Raw genomic sequence first — 9,341 nt, 5'->3', positions numbered from 1 at the left:
GTAAACCGCTTTCTCTTCATCAGTCCGTCCTTCAATCGAGGCCGGACTCTAATCTCAGATGGAGGAAATTACCCGTGGCAGGTCACCAGGGCGGCGGTCGAAATATCGCTGAGGGAATGTCGCCGCTCAAGCTCTTCGAATATATGGCGCACGGCAAACCCATAGTATCCTCCGACCTGCCAGCTATCCGTAAGTCTTGAGGGATAGCGTCAACAACGTTCTGGTGTCGCCGGACAACCCGTCTGACTGGGTCAAGGCCCATCAGCGGCTGCGTGAAAACGAGGTGTTTCGGGATCAGATTGGCCTACAGGCGAAGGCGGACTTTCTGGCCAAGTATAGCCGCATCGCACGCGCAACCAACATCCTAAAGGAAATCGAGAACCGGATGTCGTCGAGCCGAAGCTTATAGGCTGCACAGTTTTTCTTATTGAAGGCGGCCGCGCCGTCAGCAGGTTTTCCTAATCCACTTCCCGCGCCAGAAGAAATCATGCGCTCATAAAGATCCGGCGACTGAACCGGCGCGAACCCGAATTTTGGGGCTCTATATACTCACTGGCGCGGGATCGCTCGAGCATCAAAATCAAAACTATCAGTTCAATCCCGGACGATGGATTGCCTATCCATGCCGCTTCTGAGGCTGAGAAGCTGCTATACATCAATAGACATTACGATCCGAAAGCACCAGTACAGCGGTTGTCCAAATTATCTTAAGATCGAGCTGCACGCTCCAGGACTGTATGTACCAGAGGTCATGCTCTACGCGTTTTTCCATCCTCCACAGCTCCTTCGTTTCCCCTCGAAAGCCATTGATCTGAGCCCAGCCTGTCAAACCGGGTTTTACACGATGGCGATAAGCATAGCACGCAATAATCGTACTATAGGTATCGTCATGAGCGACGGCGTGGGGTCGCGGCCCCACGAGGGACATTTCCCCCCGAAGCACATTGAATAACTGCGGCAGCTCGTCGATATTTGACTGGCGCAATATTCGGCCAAGTCGGGTAACCCGCGCATCATTACGCTGAGCCTGGCGAATTTCCGCGCCGTTCTCCTGCACGGTCATTGATCGGAACTTGTAAATATTGAATGGCTTACCACAAAAACCCCGCCGCGTCTGCCGGAACAGCACTGGGCGACCGCTCTCCAGCGCGATGGCACACGCGACTACGGCCATCAACGGAAACAGGAACAGCAGTAGCAGTGATGCAAAGGCAACGTCGAATAACCGCTTCAGCAGGCGTTCGGCAGGCCTCAAAGGCGCGCGCTGGACTTCGAAGGCTCGCTGCCAGCCGGTGTGAAGCGGGCATCCGGCCAGAATCTTATCTATGTAGGCATCGGCGAAAAGATAGATCGGCAGCGGGAGGCGGGACATTTCGTCCAGGATGCCTGCGATCAACTTCCGCTGATCCCAAGAGCAAAAGAGATAAACTGCCCCATACGGGTCACTACGGAACGCAGCCTGCGCAGCTGCGACGGCGGCTTGCACCGATCGTGCTGCGATCGTGCCATCATGGTTCTCGATGTTCGAAACGCCGCAAACCGCGATGCCCTGTTGCCCGAGCTTGCCGATTATCCCCTTTTCCATTCCAGGACCGCCAGCGTAAAACAGATAAACTGTGCGCAGGACGAGCTTCTCGGCGGCCAGAAGCCGTTTCAGCACACGCGCTAGAACCACGTGGCCAGGCAGCAGGGTTGGGAATCCGACCGCAAACGCCAGCGTCAAGGAACCGCGGGAGAACGTCGACGTCGTCTTCGTGAGAAAGGCGAGCCAGAGAATTGAAAAGAAAACGAATAGCCACCCGGTGAAGAGTGTTTTGATCACGCGGTGATCGTCCAGGATGCCACTGATGGTGTAGGCGCCTCTGGCCCCCATGAATGCGACAAGCAATAGGCCGGCGGTAACACTTAGATAAATCGTCTCCCAAATATCTGGCGGGCTCACGCCGACGTACCTATGATAGACGTCATTTGACGCAAGAAGTATTGTCTCTCCGAGGAGGAAATCAGCAGTTGCAAGAAACACGCAAACTGCTCCCACAGGAAGCCGTAGCGGTTCTACGCTCCGCTTCAAGAACGCACGCGACGCCTGGGTTGGTGCATGCCGCATGGAGACAAGCCCCCGAATCCTGTTGTATCCCTTCTCCTTCTTGGGGCATGGCACACGCCGTCCCATAGAAGGGGGTTATCCCAACGGCTTTCAGTCGATCACATTTGATTTAAACTCTCTCAGAGACAGGGTCGCTGTTACCCCGGGCACATAGGAGTGACTATTTTATGCTATCCTAATATGGTAACACTTCTGTCTGAGCGCTCTTGCGCGAGAACGGCCCGAAATCGGACTCGTTCTAAGAGTTAGTCAAGGCAACGCTTTAAGGGACCGGGGCGCTTTACCCTATCAGGGGGGCAGTAGCCATGGCAGAGTGCGGCGCTGAGGTTCGGGTCAAACAGCTCGATAAAATACGCTTATTTCAGCAATTTGACCAAGATATTCTTAGTGAACTGGCGAAAGTCGCCGTTCTGCGAAGGGTTCCGAAGAATAAAATCTTAACTCGCCTTGGCGACGTGCCAATTTATATTTACTACATAATTCAAGGAAAAATTCGGCTTAGTGCTCCCCTCTCGGACGGACGAGAATTCATCTTTGCAGATCTTGGTCCCGGTGACACTTTCGACCTGACTAGATTGTTCATCACGCGAAGAAGTAACATGAATGCTGAGTCAGTTGCGGACAGCGACTTGCTGCAAATCGAAGTAGCTTTCATGGTTAGGGTCTTCGACAAACACCCCGATCTCGCATTAAAGGTGATCCCGTACTTGTGCGAAGCAACCCACGACGCGCAGGAGCGAGTGATCCACAGTGCGGCCAGTGCCCTATCCACTCGATTGGCGAGCACGCTCTTGCGATTGACAGAGAGGCCGCACAGCACGGCTACCGTGGATAGAGCTCTGAGTATCCACATTTCGCAGACCGACCTCGCGGCAATGGTCCCGGCTTCTCGAGCGAAAGTGAATCGTTGCCTGAGAGAATGGGAACGGCGGTATATGACGCGATACGACCATGGCTCGCTGACGATCCTCAATCGCGCCGCGTTAGAGTCTGTTGCTCTTGGCGAGATCGCCTTTGATCGTTCAATGATGCATATCCCACGTGCTCGAGCATCTCCGTGGCATGCTCCGGGGAGACAATGAAACCGGAAGTGGTGCCGGTCGTCCTCGCATCCCTCGGTAAAGTCCTTCTCGTCGGCGTCGTAAGTCGCCGCACCGGACATATGCGCCTTCTCACCGGCGTCAGCGCCAATGAGACAGAATTGGGCTAATTGAGAGCGGAGGGTTTCTGAGTCATCGTAGCCTTTCAAAGGCGCAGAAGGTTTTCGCGAATGGATTCCGCCGGCCAGTCGCGCATGGGCCGGCTGCACGGGGACCGTCGCGACAAACTCGAAATCAGCCCGAACCCTGTGGGCCGGCCGTCGGCCTAGCGCGGTGGCGCCGGCACCGCCCTGGTCGGCGACGCGGCGACAATGGCGGAGCGGATCGACGAATACCGCGCATTGGGATCGATACCTTCATCCTGCCCGACTATCCGCATCTGGAGGAAGCCTATCGCTTCGGCGAACTGGTGCTGCCGCTTTTGCCGCTCGATCACGAGGTTTCGACGCGGCCAACGGCCGTTGAACTGGGGCCGTTCGGCGAGACGTGGCTGGCGACCATCGGCCGTCGGCGCTGCGCACGAGCCAGTCTCGGGCGTGCGTCGTCTGCTTCCAGCGTCGTGATGAGGGGAGCGGGGCCTTAAGACTACCGGTAACAAGATGCGGCTCAGTTTTTTCAGATCACTACGATCAGTGAATGTCAGTATCGATGGTTGCGCGTCCCTGATTTGAACCTGCGCCGGCCAAGAGCCGATAACTATCAGGCAGCACGTTTGATGGTCCTCTTGCTCAGCTTTACGACGAAAGCGTTCCTATAGCGCGACAATCTGGGAGAGACCTCTCATCCTGATCGCCGCGCCGCACGTTCCCCTTCTTCATGGCTACCGTTTTCCGGCATGTAGTTCCAAGTGGGGCCGCCAGACGGGTACGCAGGGTTAATCCTGCGTGATCAAGATAGGTCGAGATGAATGTGCACCAGCCTCACGGTTGATCGCGACATTTCGCGAACCCGTCTGCTCGCAATCGCATTGCGCGTGTCTGCTTTCCGGTGCAGGGCCAATGTTCGTACACGGCGTAATCCCGCCGTGTGCATGTCTTTTCACGACGCCGCCGCCGAATCTAGGATGAGGGCTTTGCAGGCCTAGGCGAGGGCAGGGCGCTACGCTAACTTATACCAACGGCCCTCACAAATGACCTGAATGTGCCCACTTCCGTATTCCGATTGAGGTGATTGCGTCGGGCTTTGCGGCAAGCCTTTTCCATGCGTCGCAGGCAGCGTCGATGATGTCGTCATATGTGTCGAAGACGCGGTTGGAGAGGAAATTGGCGCGCAGATATTGCCAGACCTGCTCGACCGGATTGAGCTCCGGAGAGCGCGATGGCAGCAGGATCGGCGTGATGTTCTTTGGCCAGACGAGATTGCCGGTGGTGTGCCATCCGGCTCGGTCCAGCAGCAGCACGGCTTGAGCGACATCGCGGTGGAGGGAATGCCAGACCGCTCGTTGTCGGATTTGTTCAAGAGCTCGCGCGCCGTTGAGGCGACGACGGGATGCGGGCCGATCTCTCCGAGATGCGGCGTCGTCATCATCGCTGCCAGAGTGGTCTCGATCGGCCGCTTTGGGTCTGATAGGAATCCCGCGACGCCGGCCAGCGTCTTGTCGGGCTCGGAGTAGAGTACGTGCAGGATCGCCCGACGAGCAGCGAGTGGCTGGTCTTCTCCCAGTAATTGCGCTTTTCGAGCGGGCCTTCGGGATCGACCAGCACGTCGGCGACATTCTGGACGTCACGCACCTCCCACTCGCCGCGGCGCACTTCGAGAAGCGGGTTGTAGGCGGAGGACTTCCTGTTCGTGGGATCGAACAGCAGCACCCGCCCGTGCCTGGCGTGCCTGGCGCGAAATCCTCCCGTGAGCTGCCAGTTCTCACCCTTGATATCGTGCACGATGGCCGAGCCCGACCAGGTGAGAAGCGATGGCACGACGAGGCCGACGCCTTTGCCGCTTCTCGTTGGCGCGAAGCACAGGACATGTTCCGGCCCGTCGTGACGGAGATAATCGCGATCGAACATGCCGAGTACCACGCCGTCAGCGCCGAGCAGACCGGCGGACTTGACCTCATTCGGTTTCGCCCAGCGCGCCGATCCGTATGTCTCGACGTTCTTCGCCTCGCGCGCCCGCCAGACCGAGATGCCGATCGCCACGGCGATGGAGTGAAGCCGCCAGAGGCGGCGATGAATGCGCCCTCGACGAAGATCGGTGGCGCATAGCTGGCAAAGGTCCTCAGCGGTTCAAATCGGGACTAGCCCTTGCGAGCCGTCGCCAACTAGCGGGGCTCCTTCCACCTCGGCAGGTCATTTCAGGTCGCGACAGCCTAACGCTGAACGCGCGCGCAAGTGCAGTTCTCTCGGTGGCTGCTCTCCACAAGTACCCTATAGACTCGGCCGCGGGCGGGGATCGTTTCCGTGCGTGTCTTGCGCATTCAGCGTGGTTGAGACACCGTGGCAGCGGGGACGGCGGTGGTACGACCTGCTTTAGTGAGGGAATAGATGAACAAGCCCCGCATTTTCCTTGGCTCGCCGGGAGCGCAGATGAAGCTGGTGCAGGCGCTGACGCCCGGCCTCGAAGACGTCGCGCATGTCGATCCCTGGACGACATCCTTCAATCCGGGCACGACCACGCTGACCGTCTCCTCGAGCTTACGCGTGAAGTGGACTTCGCGGCGTTCGTGTTCGCCCGCGACGACTGGACGACGGCCAGCCTGCCCGCTTCCCCTCCCGCTGGTTCCGGCCAGGCTTCTCCGCGCGACAATGTCGTCTTCGAAGCCGGTCTTTTCAGCAGCGTCCTCGGCTTGCGCCGAACTTTCATACTGCATGCGAGCGGTTCGAAGCTTCCGACCGATCTCCTCGGATTGACGTGCGTACGATATGGCGAAGCGACAAACGCTGCCGAGATGCGGACCATCAACCAGAAGCTTCGAAAGGCCATCGAGAGCGAGGGCCGCCTCGCACGCATTGAGGGCCTGTGGTGGCAATTCTCCCTCTCGGCGCGCGGCCCGCGAGAGCCTTCCGCTGTAAGGCCTCCTGCGCATCTCGCGAGCCCTCGACGGTACGCTGGAGCTGCGTGGCCGCTCATGGCAGGAGGACGGCACTCTGTCCGCCAGATACTGGAGCGAAGCCCTGAAGGAGAGGAAGGAGCCTGCCGGCGTTTTCTACTACTGGAACGGAGAACGGCCCCGCGACCCTAATGCACCGCAAAATTGTACGGTACGGGAGAGATCCTGCTGGAGTCCGTCGATCGCGCCGCCGGGTATTTTACGACCCGTTCGGATGGCCCCGAGGGCGTGAACGCGCGGACGTCCGGTGTCTACCTGCGCGCCGATCCGGCGGATTTGGCCATCCTGGACGGAAACGACGATCGCCAGCGCGCGGAGTTGATCGCAGAGCGGCTGGCGCGCTGGAAGTCGATCGCGATCGCCTGAAATCAGGCGTTCGGCATCTCCTTCGCCCACCACGGGACAAGCCACCAGCGGCCTTGCCGGAGCTTATGGGCGCTGTTCTCGCTAGCTGTCACGAACGGGCACTGGATCGGTCGGAGCGACGTTGTAGGATAACATCACACGATATCCCTGCTGCCAAAGAGATCCAACACAGTTTATGACGCAGTAGAGCTAGTGCATCGCTCGAAAAAGTGATCACCGGTTTTTCGAACAAAGCGATGCGCAAACAAGAAGCTACAGTGGTGTCGCGTGATCTCGTTCACGGTACACGACTCAGACGTGTTTTGAGACCGTAATCGATCTTCGGGGTGCTTTAGCGAGCCATGCATGGGCAGCTGCTTTGGGGCTGTTGAGTATCCAGTTCCTCCAGCGCGTCGAGACCGATACGGAACCACGACTTCTCCAGTCTACCGTGGCTTTTGCGCGGTATGGCCTTCATGCCATGGGTCTGGGTGGCGCATCGATAGGCCCATGTGATGGCGAGCATGACGACGACGATGAGGCTTGCGAGCTTCTCGGGATTGGTGATGTGGGTGTCCTCGAGATTGAGGCCTCGTGTCTTGGTATCACCGAACAGGCATTCGATACCCCACCGCTTTCGGTAGTCGTTGAGGGGCTGCTTCGGATCGGGGCGATTGGTGGCCACGATCAGCCATTCGCCGTTGCCAAGGCGTTTGGCGGCAAGACGAAGAGGCTCGCGCGTGGCGCCTACTGTGCCGTTGATGTGCCCGACGAGGGTTGCGCATCGGGCCCGCCTGCGCCGCAAGAGCGTGGCGAGCGACCATGCGCGACCGTCCTCGAGGGTAACGGTCATGTCGACCTTCACCCGGATGGCAAAGGGGATATTGTTTTCGTTGAGGAAATCCATACATTCGGCGCCGATGAACTCACGGTCGGCGAGCAGGCAGCGGATGGAGGCAGCAGGAAACAGGCTAAGATAACGGCGCGGCAGTGCGATGCGGTGACCCGTGTCGGAGTTGGCCTGATGCGGTAGCAAGGCAAACAGCAGCGGCACCCGGAAGTGCCTTGTGACGATCGCCAACATCAGGATGTTGATGTCGCGCGATCCAAGCTTCCAGTTGGTGCGATCGAGCGCCAGATACTTTGGTCGCTCCAGGTTGAGCATGTGCACTACGAGCCGCGCCGCCACGGCCTGGTCGAGCCGGACGAACTGGAAGAACCGCTGTAGCCGCCGATATTTCGAGGCATGGCACGCCGGGCCGCACAGATGCACGGCCAGATGCGAAAGGTTGACGCTGCGAGACTGGGCAAGCCCGGCGATCAGCGCTGCAAGCGTCACAAGCCGGCTCTTGCTCAATGCAAAGTGCCAACCTAACGTCTCGATGAGAGCGGAATGAATCAGTGGCATGGGCGAAGATCCTTTTGCTGAGGAATCCCGTTCTCACCCTGACTGTCGTGTACCGTGAGATCTCGTTTTCACGCGCACCGCCGTAGGCGCCGGATCAGATCACGAAAAAATCGTCGGCCAGCAGCGTCGGCCTGTTCGTCAGCGTCGCGAGCTGTGTCACGCCGCCTGCGACGTTTCCGTTGGAATCATAAAACAACGCACCCGTAACCTTGTCATAGACGATGTGGTCGTCGGCGTCGTGCGCCCTAGTTCCAGCGAAGAAATACCTTGGCTCGAGGGCTCCGGTGGCTCCAAGCCCCTGCATGCCGCATTGAAGGGCGCGTGCGAAATCGGCTTCACGGTTTTGTCGATCAGCATTTCGCTCGTCGCGGTGTTCATCCCGCTCTTGCTGATGGGCGGCATTGTCGGCCGTCTGTTCCAAGAGTTCGCCACCACGGTAAGTGACGAACTGTATCTGGGGAGCGTCCTCGATACCGCTACAGTCCATGCCAGCACATCTGCACTTAACGAAAGAGGCTGGCGGGGTGCTGGTTGTCCACTTGGTCCTTGTTCGTCACAGCAGCGCCTCGCGCGATGTCGCTTCCCCGTCGGTTCTTCAGGTCACGTAGAAGGAGGCTGCCGAGAGAGATGGGGGGAAAAGCGTGGCGAACTGTGTTTGAGCTGTGCCGCCGATCCCGTCGCTGTCGAAAGAGAGCGCCCCGGTTGCACTATTGTAGATGATATGATCGGAACTGTCGTGCGCTGCCGTCCCGGCATAGAAAGCAGCCTGGGAAAGCGCCCCAACCGGAAGCCCTTTGAAAATGCCATCGTCGAGGTGGATCTTGTCCTGCGAGGAGTTGAAGTCGGTAATCCTGTCGACATTGCCGCTGCCAAGGATGCTATTGAAGACGAAAGTGTCGTTGCCGCCAAAGCCGGTCAGCGTATCGGCGCCACCGCCGCCGTTGATCACGTTGGCGCCGGCATTGCCCTGGATGGTTTGGGCGAACGCATTGCCGGTGAGGTTGATTGCCGTCGTGCCGGACGCGTTGGTGGTGGCAAGAAGTTCAATCTCCGAGCCGGCCGAAAGCGCATAGCTCACAGAGGTCCACACCCTGTCGTGACCGCCGCCCGAAGCCTCGTTTACCTTGTCGCCGGCATTGTCGACATAGTAGGTGTCGTTGCCGCCATAGCCGGTCATCGTATCGGCGCCGCCGCGGCCGTTGATCACGTTGGCGCCGGCATTGCCCTGGATGGTTTGGGCGAGCTCGTTGCCGGTGAGGTTGATTGCCGTCGTGCCGGACGCGTTGGTGGTGGCAAGAAGTTCAATCTCCGAGCCGGCCGAAAGCGCATAGC

At 58.8% G+C, this 9,341-nt stretch carries 7 protein-coding genes and 4 pseudogenes; 6 read left to right on the top strand and 5 right to left on the bottom strand.

Annotation, left to right across the window (positions count from 1 at the left end; genetic code table 11):
• Positions 1 to 655: 655 nt before the first annotated feature.
• A complete protein-coding gene (locus NKI95_RS33620; protein ID WP_352722134.1) occupies positions 656 to 1,942 on the bottom strand; it encodes an exopolysaccharide biosynthesis polyprenyl glycosylphosphotransferase in 1,287 nt (428 codons plus the stop codon).
• A gap of 470 nt (positions 1,943 to 2,412) precedes the next feature.
• Between NKI95_RS33620 and NKI95_RS33615 the strand changes: the two genes are divergently transcribed.
• From NKI95_RS33615 to NKI95_RS33605, 3 genes and pseudogenes are all read left to right on the top strand, one after another.
• Positions 2,413 to 3,189, top strand: a complete 777-nt coding sequence (locus NKI95_RS33615; RefSeq protein ID WP_352722133.1) for a Crp/Fnr family transcriptional regulator — start codon at positions 2,413 to 2,415, stop codon at positions 3,187 to 3,189.
• Positions 3,186 to 3,317, top strand: a complete 132-nt coding sequence (locus NKI95_RS33610) for a hypothetical protein (RefSeq protein ID WP_352722131.1) — start codon at positions 3,186 to 3,188, stop codon at positions 3,315 to 3,317. The genes NKI95_RS33615 and NKI95_RS33610 overlap by 4 nt, the downstream gene beginning before the upstream one ends.
• 51 nt (positions 3,318 to 3,368) lie before the next feature.
• A pseudogene (locus NKI95_RS33605) lies at positions 3,369 to 3,720 on the top strand (alkanesulfonate monooxygenase); the annotation flags it as partial.
• 610 nt (positions 3,721 to 4,330) lie between these two features.
• On the opposite strand, the pseudogene NKI95_RS33600 reads toward NKI95_RS33605, so the two are convergent.
• A pseudogene (locus NKI95_RS33600) lies at positions 4,331 to 4,615 on the bottom strand (transposase); the annotation flags it as partial.
• Positions 4,615 to 5,419: pseudogene (locus NKI95_RS33595) on the bottom strand (type IV secretory system conjugative DNA transfer family protein); the annotation flags it as partial. The pseudogenes NKI95_RS33595 and NKI95_RS33600, both read right to left, overlap by 1 nt.
• A 132-nt stretch (positions 5,420 to 5,551) precedes the next feature.
• Between NKI95_RS33595 and NKI95_RS33590 the strand changes: the two are divergent.
• Complete coding sequence (locus NKI95_RS33590; RefSeq protein WP_352722130.1) at positions 5,552 to 6,388, top strand: TIR domain-containing protein; 837 nt, start codon at positions 5,552 to 5,554, stop codon at positions 6,386 to 6,388.
• Between the two features lie 12 nt (positions 6,389 to 6,400).
• On the top strand, positions 6,401 to 6,622 hold the full coding sequence (locus tag NKI95_RS33585; protein WP_352722127.1) for a hypothetical protein: 222 nt from the start codon (positions 6,401 to 6,403) through the stop codon (positions 6,620 to 6,622).
• A 331-nt stretch (positions 6,623 to 6,953) separates the two neighbouring features.
• Here NKI95_RS33585 and NKI95_RS33580 read toward each other — a convergent pair whose 3' ends face one another.
• Positions 6,954 to 8,009: an IS4 family transposase gene (locus NKI95_RS33580; protein WP_352722126.1), complete on the bottom strand. Its 1,056-nt coding sequence runs from the start codon at positions 8,007 to 8,009 to the stop codon at positions 6,954 to 6,956.
• Between the two features lie 286 nt (positions 8,010 to 8,295).
• Between NKI95_RS33580 and NKI95_RS33575 the strand changes: the two are divergent.
• A pseudogene (locus tag NKI95_RS33575) lies at positions 8,296 to 8,449 on the top strand (efflux RND transporter permease subunit); the annotation flags it as partial.
• Between the two features lie 155 nt (positions 8,450 to 8,604).
• Here NKI95_RS33575 and NKI95_RS33570 read toward each other — a convergent pair.
• Positions 8,605 to 9,341, bottom strand: a 737-nt coding sequence (locus tag NKI95_RS33570) for a calcium-binding protein (protein WP_502909290.1), incomplete at its 5' end; no start/stop codon positions are given.

The sequence above is a fragment of the Mesorhizobium sp. M0306 genome (genome assembly GCF_040321655.1).
GTDB lineage: Bacteria > Pseudomonadota > Alphaproteobacteria > Rhizobiales > Rhizobiaceae > Mesorhizobium.
The sequence above is the reverse complement of the archived record's forward strand: the minus strand, read 5'-3'. Positions and strand labels throughout refer to the sequence as shown.